General features: G+C 63.8%; 16 protein-coding genes. 11 read left to right on the forward strand and 5 right to left on the reverse strand.

Annotated elements, in window-relative coordinates; all coding sequences use genetic code 11:
* Positions 1–10 precede the first annotated feature (10 nt).
* The gene (locus LPA37_RS09825; RefSeq protein ID WP_228981786.1) at positions 11–505 is read left to right on the forward strand and encodes a molybdopterin-dependent oxidoreductase; all 495 of its coding nucleotides are present in this window, start codon (positions 11–13) and stop codon (positions 503–505) included.
* Entirely contained in the window at positions 475–2,328 is a 1,854-nt protein-coding gene (locus LPA37_RS09830; RefSeq protein ID WP_407672507.1) for an ATP-binding response regulator, read from the forward strand. The genes LPA37_RS09825 and LPA37_RS09830 overlap by 31 nt, the downstream gene beginning before the upstream one ends.
* 43 nt (positions 2,329–2,371) lie before the next feature.
* On the opposite strand, the gene LPA37_RS09835 is transcribed toward LPA37_RS09830, so the two are convergent.
* Positions 2,372–3,226, reverse strand: coding sequence for a helix-turn-helix domain-containing protein (locus LPA37_RS09835; RefSeq protein ID WP_228981788.1), 855 nt, complete (start codon positions 3,224–3,226; stop codon positions 2,372–2,374).
* Between the two features lie 478 nt (positions 3,227–3,704).
* On the opposite strand from LPA37_RS09835, the gene LPA37_RS09840 reads away from it, so the two are divergent.
* Positions 3,705–5,045 carry an NAD(P)/FAD-dependent oxidoreductase gene (locus tag LPA37_RS09840; RefSeq protein ID WP_229012426.1) on the forward strand — a complete coding sequence of 447 codons (1,341 nt, stop codon included), beginning with the start codon at positions 3,705–3,707 and terminating at the stop codon, positions 5,043–5,045.
* A gap of 123 nt (positions 5,046–5,168) precedes the next feature.
* Complete coding sequence (locus tag LPA37_RS09845) at positions 5,169–5,819, forward strand: C39 family peptidase (protein WP_228981792.1); 651 nt, start codon at positions 5,169–5,171, stop codon at positions 5,817–5,819.
* A gap of 14 nt (positions 5,820–5,833) precedes the next feature.
* On the opposite strand, the gene LPA37_RS09850 is transcribed toward LPA37_RS09845, so the two are convergent.
* Complete coding sequence (locus LPA37_RS09850; protein ID WP_228981794.1) at positions 5,834–6,022, reverse strand: hypothetical protein; 189 nt, start codon at positions 6,020–6,022, stop codon at positions 5,834–5,836.
* 175 nt (positions 6,023–6,197) lie between these two features.
* On the opposite strand from LPA37_RS09850, the gene LPA37_RS09855 reads away from it, so the two are divergent.
* From LPA37_RS09855 to zwf, 5 genes are all read left to right on the forward strand, one after another.
* On the forward strand, positions 6,198–6,452 hold the full coding sequence (locus LPA37_RS09855; RefSeq protein ID WP_228981795.1) for a hypothetical protein: 255 nt from the start codon (positions 6,198–6,200) through the stop codon (positions 6,450–6,452).
* Positions 6,453–6,598: 146 nt separating this feature from the next.
* Positions 6,599–7,678, forward strand: a complete 1,080-nt coding sequence (locus LPA37_RS09860; protein WP_228981797.1) for a potassium channel family protein — start codon at positions 6,599–6,601, stop codon at positions 7,676–7,678.
* A 106-nt stretch (positions 7,679–7,784) separates the two neighbouring features.
* Complete coding sequence (lhpH, locus tag LPA37_RS09865; protein ID WP_228981798.1) at positions 7,785–8,792, forward strand: trans-3-hydroxy-L-proline dehydratase; 1,008 nt, start codon at positions 7,785–7,787, stop codon at positions 8,790–8,792.
* A gap of 38 nt (positions 8,793–8,830) precedes the next feature.
* Positions 8,831–9,754, forward strand: coding sequence for a bifunctional Delta(1)-pyrroline-2-carboxylate/Delta(1)-piperideine-2-carboxylate reductase (gene lhpI / locus LPA37_RS09870; protein WP_229012427.1), 924 nt, complete (start codon positions 8,831–8,833; stop codon positions 9,752–9,754).
* 208 nt (positions 9,755–9,962) lie between these two features.
* A complete protein-coding gene (gene zwf / locus LPA37_RS09875) occupies positions 9,963–11,438 on the forward strand; it encodes a glucose-6-phosphate dehydrogenase (protein WP_228981802.1) in 1,476 nt (491 codons plus the stop codon).
* A gap of 143 nt (positions 11,439–11,581) precedes the next feature.
* Here zwf and LPA37_RS09880 read toward each other — a convergent pair whose 3' ends face one another.
* Together LPA37_RS09880 and LPA37_RS09885 are read right to left on the reverse strand one after the other, a co-directional pair.
* On the reverse strand, positions 11,582–12,547 hold the full coding sequence (locus LPA37_RS09880; RefSeq protein WP_229012428.1) for a LysR family transcriptional regulator: 966 nt from the start codon (positions 12,545–12,547) through the stop codon (positions 11,582–11,584).
* Positions 12,548–12,894: 347 nt separating this feature from the next.
* Entirely contained in the window at positions 12,895–13,947 is a 1,053-nt protein-coding gene (locus LPA37_RS09885) for an NAD(P)-dependent alcohol dehydrogenase (protein WP_229012429.1), read from the reverse strand.
* Between the two features lie 305 nt (positions 13,948–14,252).
* On the opposite strand from LPA37_RS09885, the gene LPA37_RS09890 reads away from it, so the two are divergent.
* Positions 14,253–15,170 carry an AraC family transcriptional regulator gene (locus LPA37_RS09890; protein ID WP_407672508.1) on the forward strand — a complete coding sequence of 306 codons (918 nt, stop codon included), beginning with the start codon at positions 14,253–14,255 and terminating at the stop codon, positions 15,168–15,170.
* A 113-nt stretch (positions 15,171–15,283) separates the two neighbouring features.
* The gene (locus tag LPA37_RS09895) at positions 15,284–15,619 is read left to right on the forward strand and encodes a VOC family protein (protein ID WP_229012430.1); all 336 of its coding nucleotides are present in this window, start codon (positions 15,284–15,286) and stop codon (positions 15,617–15,619) included.
* Between the two features lie 40 nt (positions 15,620–15,659).
* On the opposite strand, the gene LPA37_RS09900 is transcribed toward LPA37_RS09895, so the two are convergent.
* Entirely contained in the window at positions 15,660–17,135 is a 1,476-nt protein-coding gene (locus LPA37_RS09900) for a sensor domain-containing diguanylate cyclase (RefSeq protein WP_228981812.1), read from the reverse strand.
* Between the last annotated feature and the right edge of the window lie 93 nt (positions 17,136–17,228).

The raw sequence follows: 17,228 nt of genomic DNA on the forward strand, positions 1-17,228 counted from the left end.
ACCGTTGAACATGCGTTACCCGAAAGCCCTGTTGTGGGCCTTCCTTGCACTGGCTGTCGTTGCGGACACCGCATGGGCCGCGCCGTTGACGCTCGACGTCAAGGGCGCGATTACACAGACGAACGATGCCGCGCACACCGTCTTTCATTTCTCGGAAGCACAACTGCTGGCGCTGCCGGCGCGTTCCATCACGACTTCCACCGCATGGACGCCGAAATCCACGTTCACCGGCCCGTCGCTGTCGGACGTTCTCGCGACGGTCGGCGCGCACGGCACGATGCTGGAAATCCACACGCTGGATGATTACATCTGCACGGTTCCCGTGGCGGACGCAGCCAGATATGGCGTGATCGTCGCGTACAGCATGAACGGCAAACGTCTGAAGGTCAGCGATTTCGGTCCGCTGTTCCTCATCTATCCGCGCGATGCGTTTCCGGCAGAGCTCGAAGGCGCGGGCGGCGACGCGAAATTCGCATGGCAGATCAAGTCGATCGTCGTCAAATGAAAACGCCGCCGCCGGATGACCTGTCCGTGCCCGGGCGTTCGTTGCGCCATTTCCTGTTCGTCTTGATCTGGCTGACCGCGCTCGCGCCGCCGATCGCGGCGGTCGGCTATTTTCTCGGTGTCAACCTGCTCGATCCGCGCATCACGCTTCAGACAACCGGCACGTATGACGGTTTCTACTGGGACGCCGCGCAACTGCAGATCGCGTATTCGCGCTTCCAGACACAACTGCTGCTTTACCAGCGCGGCGCGGACCCCGATTACGCGGCACTCCAGCTGAGCTATCAGGTGCTGCAGTCGAAGCTGCACGTGATGGCCGGCTCCACGCGCATGCTCGCGTCGCGGCCCGCGCTCGCCGCGCGCCAGAAGAACGAGATCCAGCAAATCACGGCGCTGCTCGATCTGCTCGATCCGGATATCGAGGCGCTGGAACATGATCCGGGCCGCGCCGACCCGATCGTGAGCACCCTGCGCGCGCACTGGGAGGAGGTCAACGATCTTGCGCTCAGTCGCCGTGACGCGGACGTCTACGACCGCGAGGCGATGAATCACGATTTCCTCGCCAAACGGCGCCTGCTGTTTGCCACGGGGATGGTGCTACTGCTGCTTTCGGCGGCGGCGACAGTGCTGCTCGTGCTGAACGGTTATCGTCGCACGCGGCTGATCCGTCAGCAGCACGCCGCGCTGGCCGCGGAACATCAGGCGAGTCGCGCCGCACGCGAATCGAGTCTCGCGAAAGACACGTTTCTCGGCATGATCAGCCATGAGTTGCGCACGCCGCTGCATGCGATCGTGTCGTCGATCGAGCTGCTCGGTTTCAATTTTCATTCGGAGGCCGATCGCAAGGTGATCCGCCGGCTCGAAACCGCCGCGCGCCAACTCGAAGCGCAGATGAAGGATCTGACCGACTACGCGCGCCTCGGCGCGGGCAAGCTCGAATTGCGGCACGAGCAGTTCGATCCGCGCGAGCTGATCAGTTCGATCGCCGACCAGAACGCCCCCGCGGCGAGCGCGAAAGGTCTCACGCTCGAAAGCGATGCGGGCGGCCATGTCGGGCTCGTCGAGTCGGACCCGCATCGCATCCGGCAGATCGTGAACAACCTCGTGGCCAACGCGATCCGCTATACGGAGACGGGCGGTGTGCGCCTGCAGCTCGTGCAGGGGCCGACACTGCTGTCGATCTTCGTCAGCGATACCGGGCCTGGTGTGCCCGCTGACCAGATTCCGCGGATCTTCAGGGAATTCACGCAGCTCGATGCTTCGCGCGCGCGACGTTTCGAAGGCGCGGGCATGGGGCTGTCGATCGTGAAGGGGCTCGTCGACCTGTTTGGCGGCAACATTCAGGTCGAGAGCCGCGTCGGTGAGGGCACGACGTTTCGCGTGGCGATTCCGGTCGTTTCCGTTGGGCCCGCCGCTGCGGCCAATACCGAAGTCAGCGCACCCGCCAGCGGCGCGCCGGCCTGCGTGCTGATCGTCGACGACAACCCGTTCGTGCGCGATTCGCTGAGCGAAATGGTCGTGCACATGCAGTGCGAAGCGGCCTCCCGCGCGACCGTCGACACCGCGCTGATCTGGCTCGACACGCACCGCTGCGACGTGATCCTGCTCGATCTGTCGATGCCGGGCAAGGATGGATATGCGTTCGTCGAAGCGTTCGCCGCGCGCGATGTGCCCGCGGGTCACGCACCGGTGATCGCGGTCAGCGCCGACGTGCCGCCCGCCGATGCGCGCGGGCCGTTCTTCGACTGCCTGTCGAAGCCCGTGCACTTCGAGGAGTTGCGCGCCGCGGTGCAGCGCGCGCTGGCGATGCGTCACACGGTGTGAAGCACGGCGTGACGCGCACGGGCCATGCACCGTGCCTGCCGGCCTAGATGCGGTTCAGGCGTTTCGACAGATCGGCGACGAGAATCGCCATGCGCGCCGGCTTTTCGTAACAGGCCACGTCGAAGTTGCGGATCACGTCGCTGATTTCCGATTCGCTGGCCTTGCCCGTCAGCAGTTCGCCCGTCAGCACGAAGATCGGCGCATCCGGGTTTTCCGACGCACGCACCGCGCGGATCGCCGCAGCGGACGTCTGCGTGCCGAACAGCCAGTCGATCACGACACCGTCGAACACCTGGGTCTGCAATGCTTCCGCGAACGCGCTCAGGCCGTAAAACGCCGCCGCGCAGAAGCCGCTGTGCTCCAGATAGTCGCGCAGGTTGTCGGCGGAAGCCTGATCGTCGTCGACGACCGCGATCAGCGGTTTGTCCGTTTCCGCGCGCCGCGGGTAGATCTCGATCTTGTGGACCTCGAAGGCGTTCTGATAGAGCGCACCGTCGTGCCGCATGACGCGCCATTGTCCGAGCTTCGAAAACGCGATGAACTCCGGGCGGCTGCCCGGTTCGAGCGCGGCGCCGACCCACGCGGTACACGCGAGATCGATCGCGCCGATCGAGAACACCGCTTCCCGGGCGATCGCGCCGACCATGCCCGGATCGAGCGACTGCGCGCCGAACAGCTGCGCGGCCGGCTCGCCGAAGGCCTCGGCGACTTTCTTGATCTGCGAGAGCGTCCATGGGCTGTTGCCGCGCAGCTTGCGGTGCCCCTGCGAAAAACTCAGATCGAGGATGCGACACAGTTCGGTTGTCTGCTGGCGCTTGCCAATGCCGTGCCGGCTCATCAGCTCGCGCACGCGTTCGGCGACGGCGATCGAGTCGGGAGAGGTTGCTTCGTTGGCCATACTGCGTGCGTGTCCGTCGATGTGAGTTGTCGTAACTGGAGATGAACGCTACAGGCGCCAGACAGTCCGGCGGGATTACGGTGCGGATACCGCGTGGACGTACGGCGTGGCCGGGGACTGTCAGGTTCGCCCACCTGACTGCCTGGGTGCGCCTCGACCGTCACGCGCGGCCGGCCTGAGGGTATCCGCTATCCTCGGACACCGCGTAAAACGAGGCGTTCCGGTAATTCGCACGCCCTTGCCGAACCTTGCCACCGGTCCGGTCAAGGGCGCTATTTTACCGATGAAAGTATCTAAGCCGCATAAATGTAATGTGTCAGGCGGCACTTTTCGTGGTCGCCGGGATGCGCCGGCGGCTCGCTTGCACTGGAAGAACCAGGCGAGTCGCGCAGGCCATGCCGGTACGCGTTCAGGGTTGCCGCCGGGCGGCGCGCCTGCGAAGATGCCGCCGCATGCCCTTTTTTCCCCGATCCATACGATGACGACGACCTATCCGCTGCACGCGGGGCTGACCCGCGCCGATGAACCCTTTCCCGCCGAAGCCGATGTCGTGATTGCCGGCGCCGGCATCATGGGCTGCGCGGCGGCGTATTACCTTGCGCGGCGCGGCCTGAAGGCGATGGTGCTCGACAAATCCCGTATCGCCGGCCAGCAGTCGTCGCGTGCGTGGGGATTCGTGCGCCAGCAGGGGCGTGAAGCCGCCGAAGTTCCGCTGATGATGGCTGGCATGCGTCTATGGGAACAGCTCGAACGTGAACTCGATTTCGACCTCGAATGGCGGCAGGGCGGATGCATGTACGTCGCCAGCGATGAGAGCGACTGGGCGTCGTTCCAGCAATGGACCGACGTCGCGCGCCAGTACGGGCTCGATACGCGTGTGCTGAACCGCGCGCAGATCGACGAGCACGTACACGGCATGCAGGGCGCAGTGCTGGGCGGCCTCTACACGCCGACTGATGGCCAGGCTGAACCGCGACGCGTCGCGGCGGCGTTCGCCGCGCGCGCGATCGAAGACGGCGCGCGTTTTTTTGAAGGTTGCGGCGTGGTGGCGATCGAACGGGCGGCGGGCGCGATCACGGGTGTCGTGACCGAACGCGGCACGATCCGCACGTCGCGGCTGATCTGCGCGGCAGGCGCGAGCAGCTGGCGGCTCCTGAAAACGCTCGGTCTGGAACTGCCGCAGCAGGCGGTGCGCGGCACCTGCATGCGCACGAACGCGCTGCCGCAGGTGACGGCGTCGACGTTCTGGGGACATGGTCTCGGCATTCGTCAGCGGGCGAACGGCATGATCAATCTCGCCGACGACATGCAGGTCGACGTCGACATGACGTTCGGCCATCTGCGGGCGTTGAAGTGGTTTTTGCCGGAACTGTGGAAGCAGCGCGAAAAATTCAGCTTTCATCTGAACGGCGCGATGTTCCGCGATCTGCGCGAGCGTTTGCCCGGCGGCGTGCCGGACGCCGAACGCATGCTGCATCCGCGCGATCCGCAGCCGCAGCCCGAGCGCAGTCATGCGCCGCGTGCGCTGCGCAAGCTCAAGGCGCTGTTTCCCGCCTTGAAAGACGCACAGATCACCGAGGCATGGGCCGGTCTCATCGACGTGCTGCCAGACGGCATTCCCGTCATCGATGCGCCTTCGGAAGTAAGCGGACTGATGATCGCAACGGGCTTCTGCGGCCACGGTTTCGCGATGGGGCCGATTGCCGGCAAATTGCTGGCGGAGTGGATCGACGAAGGCAGGCCGTCGCTCGATCTCGCGGAATTCCGCCTGCGGCGGTTCTTCGACGGGACGATGAAACGTCCGCGCAGCATGCTTTGAAGCGCTGCGCGCGCCGCCTGTTGCTTCACGCCCGCCTGTCTGTGATTCCGGGCGGCATCATCAAGGATGCGTGGCGACGGCTAATATCGGGTAAATCCGCTACTGAATACGGGAATCATGCGAATGAATGAAAAGCCGCTAACGGCATTACGCCATTCTGGTGTGCCGTATTACACGCAATGGGGCGATCCGGCGTGGGTGCGCGCGATCGTCGAGGACGCCGCCGATCCCTGCGACGACCCCGCCTGGCGCCGCGGCGGCTTTACCGAGCCGGAGCGCTACCGGTTCTGGGCGAAGCGGTTATGCGGGCTGACCTGCCTCGAATCGGCGCTGGACTTCTGGGGAATTGGGCACCCATGCCGGGCGGCATTGCTGGACGAGGCATTGCGTCACGGCGTGTACCGGATGCGCGACGATGGCGGCGTCGATGGCCTGATATATCGTCCGTTTGCGCAGTGGACCGCGCAGGCTTTCGGGCTGCACGTCGATGTGCTGCCGCGGATTGGCATCGAGGAGATCGCCACGCGCATCGATGCCGACACGCTGGCGATCGTCTCCGTCAGCCCGGAAATTCGCTACCCGGACCGGCATAACGAAACGCGCGGAGGGCATCTGATCCTCCTGCACGGACGGGACGAGCGTGGGGTGTGGTTTCACAATCCGTCGGGCGTGGCGCCGTTTCAGGCGGACGTCTGGCTGCCGTTCGATACGGTGAACCGGTTCTACGCCGGGCGTGGCCTGACGCTCAGGCGCCCGGCCCGGGCCGGAGACTGAACCGGCAACGCCGCTCAACGCTGGCGGGCGATTTCCCGCGGTACGCGATGCGGGTTGCCGGACGAAAGCAGCACCTGATACTGGCTGTGACGCATATACGAATGCCACATGTCCTGCGCGAAACTCACAAACGCCGCCTTGAACGACGAAGCGGCAGGGCGGGCAGCAGGCGTGGAACGGGAGGAAACGGACTGGGTCGACATGATCGGGTAATTAATGGTTAACGAGTAGGGGTTAACCATTATACGTCGTCCATGCGCGCGACGCTGGCCGTCGCGTGCGTGGCCGGATCGGGTCTGGATCCTGCTGCTCCGGCAACAGCACGCCCGACGTGAACCGTGACCGGCAATCAGGAATCAGGAATCAGGAGACGAGAACATGAATCGACATTCCATCCTGCTGAGTCCTGGCGTATTCGTGCTGGTTACGCTATGCACCGTGAACCGGGCCGCCGCTGCGTCGAGCGACCATCAGGACAAAGCCTGTCGCGGCGACGCCATTCATTTCTGCAAGGCGGAAATCCCCAACCGGCAGAAGATCATCGCCTGCATGAAGCAGCACATGTCCGAATTGAGCCCCGGGTGCAGGGCGATGTTCAGCGAAGACAAAAAGCAGGACACAAGCGATCAATAACGCTCACGTTTAATCCTGTTCCCCTGGCGGTTGATGCTTCGCCGGCAAGTCAGCGGAGAGTGATCCCCGGCAGCGATCGGGCCCCGGGTTCACCGTTTGAGCCGGCAGTCGTCGTAGAATCAGTGTCCCTGGTTCTGGAGCGCCGCATGCCCGAAGAGCGACGCAACCCATCCCGCTTCCGTCTGTCGCGGCGCGCCCGTCTCGCGTGGCAGCCGCCGCGCGCCCGCACGCTCTTCACACGTCCGGCCGCCTCGCCGCAACGCGTGCTCGTGCGGCGGCTTTACCTTGTCGCGGCACTCTGCGTGCTCGCGTTCGTCGTGCTGTATCTCGATCGCGGCGGCCTGCGCGATGCGACCAAGGAAGTGCTCGGCATCGTCGATCTGATGTACTTCACGATGGTCACCGTCGCGACCGTCGGCTATGGCGACATCGTGCCCGTGACCGCTCGCGCGCGGCTGATCGACGCGTTCTTTATCGTGCCGATCCGCATCGTCATCTGGTTTATCTTTCTGGGCACCGCGTACCAGTTCGTCATTCAACGCGTCATCGAGGAATACCGCATGAAACGCCTGCAAAGACAGTTGCGCGATCACATCGTGGTGTGCGGGTTTGGCCTGAGCGGGTCGGTGGCGGTACGCGAGCTGCTCGAAAGCGGCGTCGATCCGGATTCGATCGTGGTGATCGATCCGCAGCAGCAGGCGCTTGAAGCCGCGACCGCGCTCGGCGTGGCGGGACTGCTCGGCGATCCGTCGCGCGAGGATCTGCTGCAGCAGGTGCATGCGCGTCTCGCGAAAGCCGTGATCGTCGCGGTGCAGGAGGACGCTACGGCGATCCTGCTGACGCTGACCGTGCGCGGCGTGGCGCCGGAAACGAAGATCGTCGTGCGCATCCAGGAGCAGACGTTTCAGCGGCAATTGCGTCAGGCCGGCGCCGACGTCATCATTTCATCGACAAAGATCGGCGGCCTGTTGATGGCCGACGCCGTCAGCAGCAATTACATCGTGCCGTTCGTGAACGACCTGCTGTCGTCGCGAGGGCGGGTGAATCTGGTGGAACGGTTCGCGCGGCCGCACGAAGTGGGATGCCAGAGCAACGCGGTGCCCGGCGCGCTGGTAATCGGCCTCGCGCGCGATGGGCACGTACGGTCGTTTTATGAGGATCCGCCGTGTCCGATCGAGATAGGGGATCTGCTGTTCCTGATTCAGTCGACCCGCGCGCAGAGCTAAAGCCGCAGGTTCAGGCGGAAGATTCAGTACATTGAAAAAACAGCATGGAGGAGAGCAGGATGGCAGTTGAACAGACGTTGATTGCAAAAAGGAGTGCCGTTGCATCATGAAGTTGAATCGTGTGATCAGCACCGTTGAAGTTCATACCGGCGGTGAGCCGTTCCGGATCGTCACGAGTGGACTGCCGAAGATTCCCGGCAAGACGATCGTCGAGCGCCGTGCGTGGCTGAAGGAACATGGCGAACCGCTGCGCCGCGCACTGATGTTCGAGCCGCGCGGCCACGCCGACATGTACGGCGGTTATCTGACCGGGCCGGTGAGCGAAGGCGCCGACTTCGGCATCATCTTCGTTCATAACGAAGGCTATAGCGATCATTGCGGCCACGGCGTGATCGCACTCGCGACAGCTGCCGTTTCGCTGGGCTGGGTCGAGCGCACGGAGCCGGAGACGCGCGTCGGCATCGACGCGCCGTGCGGCTTTATCGAAGCGTTCGTCGAATGGGACGGCGATCATGCGGGCGGTGTGCGCTTTGTCAATGTGCCCTCGTTCATCTGGCAACGCGACGTGACGGTGAACACGCCGTCGTTCGGCGCGGTCACGGGCGATATCGCGTTCGGCGGTGCATTTTATTTCTATACGTCCGGCAAGCCGTTCGGGCTGGCGGTGCGCGAGGCCGGGGTCGAGCGGCTGATCCAGTTCGGCGCGGAAGTGAAGCGCGCGGCGAACGAGGCGTTCAAGGTCGAGCATCCGCATATCCCCGAGATCAATCACATCTACGGCACGATCATCGACAACGAACCGCGTTTCGCCGGCTCGACGCAGGCGAACTGCTGCGTGTTCGCGGATCGCGAAGTGGATCGTTCGCCGACCGGCTCCGGCACGGGCGGGCGCGTCGCGCAACTGTATCTGCGCGGGCAGCTGGGCCGCGACGAAACGCTCGTCAACGAATCGGTGATCGGCACGATCTTTCGCGGGCGTGTGCTGTCCGAAACGAAACTCGACCGCTTCGACGCCGTGATTCCGGAGATTGCCGGCGACGCCTATATCTGCGGCTTCGCGAACTGGATCATCGACGAACGTGACCCGCTGACGTACGGCTTCCTGGTGCGCTGACGCGCGCCGCATGCTTCGACGCAAAGGACCCCACGAGTATGACAACCCGCATTTTCGATGCCGCGCAGACCGCGCGGCTTACGCCGTACGCGTCGCTGGTCGATGCGCTGAAGCTCGCCGCAGCGGATTATGCGCAGGGCCGCATCGCGAGCCCTGAACGGCTTGTCGTGCCGTTGAACGCGGGGGGCGTGATGCTGTCGATGCCGGCCACCGCGCCCGACCTCGCGATTCACAAACTCGTGAACGTGTGCCCGACGAACCGCGCGCGCGCGTTGCCGACCATTCACGGCCAGGTGATGGCAAGCGACGCCGATACGGGCGAGACACGCTTCATTCTCGACGGCCCGACGGTCACCGGCCGCCGCACCGCCGCGATGACGATGCTCGGCATTCAGACGTTTCTGGCCGCCGCGCCGCGCGACGTGCTTCTGATCGGCGCGGGCACGCAGTCGGCGAATCATCTGGAAGCGCTCGCCGAGCTGTTTCCGGATGCGCTTATCCGCGTGCGCGGCAGTTCCGCGGCGCGCACGCAGGCGTTCTGCGACGCCCACCGCGCCGCGGCGCCGCGCGCGGAGCCGCAGCAGGACACGCGCGTGCCGGACTCCGTCGACCTCGTGATCACGCTGACCACCAGCAAGACGGCGGTCTACGACGAAGCGCCGCGCGCGGACCGGCTCGTGATCGGCGTCGGCGTGTTCACACCGGATGCGGTGGAAATCGGCGCACGTACGGTGCTGGGCAGCGCGCTTTTCGTCGACGACCTCGCGGGCGCGAAGCATGAAGCCGGCGATTACATCCAGGCCGGTGTCGACTGGAACGCGGTGACGCCGATCGCATCCGTGCTGGCCGCTAAAACTTCTCTGCTCGCGCGCGGCACGCCCGTGGTGTTCAAGACGGTGGGCTGCGCGGCGTGGGATCTGGCCGCGTGCCGCGTCGCGCGGGCCGCATTAGGCGACGGCTGACAAATCTTTCACGCCCTGCGTCCGCGATCCCGTTTGCGCTTGCGGGAATCGCGGCAACGCGTGCCGGACCGTGGATCAGGGACCACGGCCGGGCGCACCGCGCGTGCAAACAATCTCAAAACGTTGCACCATAGGCGTTCGCGAAAAAACGCCCGGCGCGCCGTGCTTTTTTCCGCTTCTGACCGACATTCTTACCGGTGTATGCGCTATGACGACCCAGACTACCCAGGCCCCGCCCGATTTGCCGCTCGACATGATCATCTTCGGCGGCGGCGGCGACCTGTCGGCCCGCAAGCTGCTGCCTGCGCTGTACATGGCGCACCAGCACTGCAATCTGCCCGCGAACACGCGCATTCTGGCGATTGGCCGTAAAAACTGGACGCGTGACGAATATCTCGCGTTCATGGAAGAGCATTCGAAGCCGTTCGTCGAGCCCAAGGCGCTCGAGCCGGCGTCATGGGACAAATTCCTGTCGCTGTTCGAATACGTGCGCATCGATGTCGATTCAGCGGCCGACTACGCGCGTCTCGCCGAAGCGTCGCGCCCCGGCGTACGCCGCGTGTTCTATCTCGCCACCGCACCGGCGCTCTTCACGACGATCTGCGACAACCTCGCCGCCGTTGGCCTCGTCGACGAACATTCGCGTGTCGTGCTGGAAAAGCCGCTGGGTCACGATCTGGCTTCGGCACAGGCGATCAACAATTCGGTGGGTCAGCACTTCGCGGAAACGCAGATCTATCGCATCGATCATTACCTCGGCAAGGAAACAGTGCAGAACCTGATGGTGCTGCGCTTCGGTAACGCGATTTTCGGGCCGCTGTGGCAGGCGCCGTACATCAAGAGCGTGCAGATCACGGTGGCGGAGAACGTCGGCGTGGGCAGCCGCGCCGGCTTCTACGACGAAACCGGCGCGCTGCGCGACATGGTGCAGAACCATCTGCTGCAGCTGCTGTGCATCGTCGCGATGGAACCGCCGGTGTCGCTCGACCCCGATGCGGTGCGCGACGAGAAGCTGAAGGTGCTGCGCTCGCTGCGCCGCATGACCGATGAAGACATCGCACGCGATACGGTGCGCGGCCAGTACACCGCGGGCGCGGTCGGCGGCGAGCCGGTGAAGGGCTATCTGCAGGAAGACAACGTGCCGGCCGACAGCCGCGCGGAAACCTTCGTCGCGTTGCGCGCGCATATCAACAACTGGCGCTGGGCGAACGTGCCGTTCTATCTGCGCACCGGCAAGCGCATGCAGAAGAAAGTGTCGGAAATCGTCATCGAGTTTGCCGATCTGCCGTTCGCGATCATTCCGCCCGGCCCGCGCAACTACGGCAACCGTCTCGTGATCCAGTTGCAGCCGGCCGAATCGATCCAGTTGCAGATGCTCGCGAAAGAGCCGGGCAGCGGCCTCAAGATGCTGCCGGTGAACCTGAATCTCGATCTCGAACAGGCGTTCACCGAGCGTCGCGCGGAAGCGTACGAGCGTCTGCTGATCGACGTGGTCCGTGGCCGCCTCACGCACTTCATGCGGCGCGACGAACTCGAAGCCGCATGGTCGTGGGTCGAGCCGATCATCGAAGGCTGGAAGCGCTCGGGCGACAAGCCGCGCAACTACACGGCGGGAACGTTCGGGCCGGCGGCATCGTCGGCGTTGATGGCGCGTGAGAACAACGCGTGGTCGGAAGAGTCGTAATCGCTGTAAAGCTCGCGGTAAAACGCCGGACTGCCCGCGCATGCGGCAGTCCGGCGATCGATGCAGACACGTTTCGTTTCGCTAAAGCGATGGCGTTTCGCACTTGCGGTGCGCCGCCATGCGTGCGGCTACCTCGTCTTTCATTACCTCACTTCGTCGGGATACACGCCGCGCAATAGCTGGCGCACGCGCGACATGTCCTCGCTCGCGTGCTCCGTGCGTTCGAACAGATCGGCAAGCCAGTCGACGAATGCACGTACGCGTGGCGACACCTGACGGTTCTTCACATACGCGACCGAAACCGGCATCGACGAAGGCTTCCATTGCGGCAGGACCTCGCGCAACTGGCCGGAATCGAGATACGGCTGAGCGGCGATCCGTGCGGGCTGGATCATGCCGAGCCCACGCAGGCCGCAGGTCAGATACGCCAGCTCGTCGGTGACCTTGACGAAGCCGTCGACCTTCACGTTGAGCGCCTTGCCGCCCACCTCGAAATCGAAATCCACCGCGCGGCCGTTATGCGCCGACATGCAATTGACCGCGACGTGGTGGTCGAAATCGTCGAGGCTCGCCGGCATGCCGTAGCGTTCGAGATATGCCGGGCTTGCGCACGTGACGTGTTCGAGCATGCCGAGCCGGCGCGCGGCGAGACCCGAGTCCGGCAGTTCGCCGAGCTGGATGCTGCAATCCACCGCTTCGCCGACGAGATCGACCGTGCGATTGCTCACGCCAATGGTGAGATCGACGTTCGGATAGCGCGTATGAAAATCGTCGAGCGCGGGCAGCACGAGCGCCGTCGCCACGGTGCCCGGCATTTCGACGCGCAGGCGGCCGCTGAGCCTGTCGGTTGCCTGATGCAGGCTCGCTTCCATTTCGTCGATGTCGGCGAGAATCTGCGCGCAACGCTCGTAGTAGGCGGCGCCTTCGACGGTCAGGCTGAGACGCCGCGTCGTACGCACGAGCAGTTGCGTGCCGAGCAGCGCTTCGAGGTTCTGGACAAGCGTGGTGACAGTGGCGCGCGGCATATCGAGCGACTGGGCCGCGCGGGTAAAGCTGTTGGTATCTACGATGCGAATAAAAGTACGCATCGCCTGAATACGATCGATCACGGGCAATCTCCTGGTCAAGGACGGACTAGAGACGCGCCAAAGGCGAGCCGTGTGACGCAATACGGATGCCTGGGCAGTGTTTATATCGTACGGACCAGCAGCCGTTCAGGGAATGGCAGGGGCTCCGGACGATTTGCCTGTTTCTCCTGGATTCAGGAGAAACAGCGTTGAAGTGCCAAAGACGAAGACGCGATGCGGATGCGTCGCATGCGTTCGGAACGCAAAGGGACAACGGTGTCATCCGGCGACGAATGACCGCCAGCCGTCAACCGCCAGAAGCAGCAGGCCGCGCGGATCGAACCGCGCGGCCTGCATCGAACTGCAGGACTGCCGCTTTAGTTGCGCATTTACTTGCGCATGGAATCGATGTCGATCACGAAGCGGTATTTCACATCGCTTTTCAGCATGCGCTCATACGCATCGTTGATCTTCTGCATCGGGATCATCTCGATGTCGGACGTGATGCCGTGCTCTCCGCAGAAGTCGAGCATCTCCTGCGTTTCCGCGATGCCGCCGATCAGCGAGCCCGCAAGACGGCGGCGCTTCATGATCAGGTTGAACACCTGCGGCGACGGATGATCGTGCTCCGGTGCGCCGACCAGCGTCATCGTGCCGTCACGCCTGAGCAGGTTGATGAACGGGTTCAGGTCGTGCGGCGCGGCCACCGTGTTGACGATCAGATCGAAGCTGTTCGCATGGGCGGCCATCTCGTCCGGATTCCGGGAGATCACGACTTCATCGGCGCCGAGGCGCTTCGCGTCTTCGATCTTCGAGGTCGACGTGGTGAACAGCACGACGTGAGCACCCATCGCATGCGCAAGCTTCACGCCCATGTGACCGAGCCCGCCGAGGCCCACGATGCCGACCTTCCTGCCCGGGCCCGCGCCCCACTGACGCAGCGGCGAATACGTGGTGATGCCCGCGCACAGCAGCGGTGCGACGCCAGCGGGATCGAGATTCTTCGGCACGCGCAGTACAAAGGCTTCATCGACGACGAGTGCCGTCGAGTAGCCGCCGTACGTGTTTTCTCCGGTCTCGCGATCCTGGCCGTTATACGTGCCGACAAAGCCGGCTTCGCAATACTGTTCGAGACCTTCCTTGCAACTCGGACACGTGCGGCACGAATCGACGAGACAGCCGACGCCCACCAGATCGCCGACCCTGTAGTTCGACACCTGCGGACCGACGGCCGTCACGCGGCCAACAATCTCGTGACCCGGCACGGCCGGATACACGGTGTTCTTCCATTCATTGCGCGCTGTATGCAGGTCGGAGTGACACACTCCGCAGAACAGCACGTCCATCTGCACGTCGTGATCGCGCGGCGCGCGGCGCTGAAGTTCGAACGGAGCGAGCTTCGATGCGGCGTCGGGGGCGGCGTAGGCATAAGTCGTGTTCACAAGACCTCCAGGAAAAATGTAAGCGCGACAGCAGGTGTCGGGGGGAGTGCGGATGGTTTGCCGGGCATGCCGGCAGGGTTCCCATCGTAGGGCTCGCCGTCATTCGGGGATAGACCTGATCGTCTTGAAGGTTTGCCTGATTCTCCTGGACGTACACATAGGCGGTGGATTGGTGCTAGATTTGGAGCCTTATTCTCCTGACGGGCATCGAACCCGGCAGACTGACCCGGACAGGCACCGCCATGAACTCGACTCAACCGGTAACCGCCACGTGCGGCGGATTCATCAGCCCCGCGCAGAAGCGCATGGTCGGGTTGCTCCGCACGCTCGCGCCCGCGGAAGGCTACACACATTCGTGCCTCGAAGGCGTGAGTTTCATGCGCTCAAACCGGTCGATTCCCCGCATGCCCGTGATGTACGAACCGTGCGTCGTGATCGTCTGCCAGGGACGCAAGCGCGGTTATCTCGGCGATGAAGTTTTCGTTTATGACGCACAGCAGTTTCTCGTGCTGTCCGTGCCGCTGCCGTTCGAAAGCGAGACCGAGGCAAGCGCGGAGGAACCGATGCTTGCGATCAAGATTCGCGTCGATCTCACCACCATCGCCGAGTTGCTGATGGCGTTGAACGATACGCGCGGCACGCAGCGTATCGAGCCGAAGGGTATCTATTCGACCGCGCTCGACCAGCCGTTAAGCGACGCGGTGCTGCGTCTGCTCGAAGCGCTCGGCTCGCCGCTCGATGCGCGCATTCTGGGCGCGTCGATCGTGCGGGAGATTTTCTATCGCGTGCTGAAAAGCGAGCAGGGCGACGCGCTGCGCGCGGCGCTCACGCATCAGCATCACTTCGGCCGCATCGCGAAAGCGCTGCGGCTGATTCATGTGGATTACCAGGGCGATCTCGACGTCGACATGCTCGCGCGCGAAGCCGGCATGAGCCTCGCGGTGTTCCATGCGCAGTTCAAGCAGGTCACGTCGACATCGCCGATGCAGTATGTGAAGGCGACGCGGCTGCATCACGCGCGTCTTCTGATGGTGCAGGACAACCTGAATGCGGGCGCGGCGGCGGCGCGCGTCGGGTATGAAAGCGCGTCGCAGTTCAGTCGCGAATTCAAGCGGCTGTTCGGGTGCAGTCCTGTCGAGGAAGTACGGCGCCTGCGCACGACGTTCGAGGTGTCGCCGCCGCGCGTGCCCACGCCGGCACTGCGTCATGTGACGGCGGCGTAAGCGCGCGTTCGCAATACGGGTAATGCCGATACCAGCATGATTCGACAACTGGTTACGGTCGCAAACCATCGATACGATGGCGTCACGCCTTTCCGACCGGAGACAGTGACCCCATGACCAGGAAACGTTTTCACATCGCGCTCGCCGTGGCGAGCCTCGACGCTTCGATTGCCGACTACAGCGAGCGCCTCGGCCAGCCGCCGGCGGCCGTCGTGCCCGGCCTTTACGCCATGTGGCGCACCGACCTGCTCAACTTCTCGATCAACGAGACGCCGGGAAAAGCCGGACAGTTACGCCATGTCGGCTTCGAAGACGATGCCTTTGAAGGCTACACGAAGAGCACGGACGTCAACGGGCTCGAGTGGGAGCTGTTCTCCGCGGCGGAGCAGGACCGCCGGATCGTCAGCACCTACGGTGAAGCAGTCCGCCCGGCGGGTCCGCAAACGTAACGGCGCCCGCGCGCCGCTGAATAGCGGCGTCGCCCAGCGTTCAGATCGTGGCGCTGGTGCCACCGTTCTGGTTCGCGTAGTGCGCGCGTTTCTCCTCGTACATCAGCAGGTCCGCGCGCTGCACCGCCGCTTCGATCCGCTCGCCTTCCGGGCACGTCGCCGTGCCCATCGAGAAGCTCAGGGTCGAGCCGGGATAGAACTGGTTGTTCAGGTCGACGAGTTGCCGGATCGTGTCGATCATCGCCGCGCCGCCGCGTTCATCGGTGGCGGGCAGCAGGATCGCGAATTCGTCGCCGCCAATCCTCGCCGCGTGAAACGGCGTTTCAAGTGCCTTCGCCAGCACTTCGCCGGCACGGCGCAGCAATGCGTCGCCGGCTGCGTGGCCGAGCTGGTCGTTGATGCGCTTCAGGCCGTTGAGGTCGGCCATGATGACCGTCACCGGGAACGGCCCCTTGCGTTCGAGGCGGTTCAGTTCGTCGACGTAGAACGAGCGGTTGCGCAGCTTCGTCAGCACATCGTGCTTGCCGAGGAACTCGAGGTACGCCTCGGCCTTTTTACGCGCGGTGATATCGGTCAGCGCGACGAGCACCAGATCCCATTTGTGTTCGTGACCCGGCAATACGGAAAACTGCAGGTGTACGTGCAGCTCGTTGCCTTCCAGCGAATAGTTGAGCACTTCGCGTTGCTGGAACAGCTTGTTCTCCCACAGATCGATCAGCTGATCGCGAAAATGCGGGCGCATGTCGTCGCGGAATACATCCTGCAGACGCGCCAGCAGCGTTTTCTTGTCGGGTGCGGCGAACATTTCGAGCGTGTGCTGGTTCACGTCGATCACGTGAATTTCCTGCATGCAGCGTTCGACAAACTCCGGATGCACGTCCGTGAACACGCGGAAATCGACGATGCCCGCCGCGCGCGCCCCATCGATCAGGCGCTTGACCGCGCTGAAATCCTCGACCCACAGCGATACCGGCGAATGTTCGAACAGGCCGCGCGCGTACAGTTCGCCGTCGGCGATGCGGCGGCGCGCACCCTCCAGTTCGGTGATGTCCTCGACGGCCACCAGCACGCGGTCGAGACGCGCCTCGTGGCCGGGCAACACGTTGCCCTTCACGAGCACGTCGAGCCGGCGGCCGCCCAGCGTGTAATTGACCGTCTTGCTCACGAAGTGGGTTTGGCCGTCCCACAACTGGCATAGCTCTTCGATGTGGGTTTTCAGCATGTCGTCGCGAAACACGCTGGCAAGATTGTCGGTCAGTACGCCCAGATCGGCCGCTTCGAATTGCGCCAGCGTGCGCCGGTTCACCTTGATCACCCGTATGCACGACGAGCATTGCGCCACGCGTGCGATATCTTCCGCGAAATACGCCCGCAGATCGGTGATGCCTTCCGCCTTCCAGCCGTCGAACAGCGCCTGCACATCGCTGAAGTCCTCGAGCCAGAGCGAAACCGGCGCCAGCTCGAACATTTCGGTGTCGTCGCTCGCGAGCGGGAGATCGCGCAAGTCACCTTGCATACTGAGGTTATCCGGCATGTTGCGCCCGTAGTCGAAAGTGCGACTATTTTAAGACGAGTTTGGAATCGTCAATAGCAGAGGCCGCGACTATTC

Source organism: Paraburkholderia gardini, assembly GCF_907164545.1.
GTDB lineage: Bacteria > Pseudomonadota > Gammaproteobacteria > Burkholderiales > Burkholderiaceae > Paraburkholderia > Paraburkholderia gardini.